At 65.1% G+C, this 218-nt stretch carries 1 pseudogene; it reads right to left on the bottom strand.

Annotation, left to right across the window (positions count from 1 at the left end):
- Positions 1–218: pseudogene (locus ACLFKU_RS45010) on the bottom strand (IS21 family transposase); the annotation flags it as partial.

The following is a 218-nucleotide window of genomic DNA, read 5'->3' as shown; positions in this document are numbered from 1 at the left end:
CCGTGCTCGCGCGTGCCGGCCTGCTGCATCACCCAGTCGCGCAATTGACGGTTGGCGTCGGCGAGATCGCGGAATTCGCGCAGCGGCACGAAGGATCGTTTGATGTATTTGACTCCGGCCTCAACGACGCCCTTCTTCGCAGGATCGTGTGGAGGGCATGCATCGATCCGGAAGCCGTACCCCTCGGCCAGCGCGGCGTACGAGCGCTGTACCTCGGG

This window comes from Paraburkholderia sp. EG304, from assembly GCF_046543485.1.
GTDB classification, from domain to species: Bacteria; Pseudomonadota; Gammaproteobacteria; order Burkholderiales; family Burkholderiaceae; genus Paraburkholderia; species Paraburkholderia youngii.
Note: the sequence above shows the minus strand (reverse complement) of the source record. Positions and strands in the feature narration are given on the sequence as shown.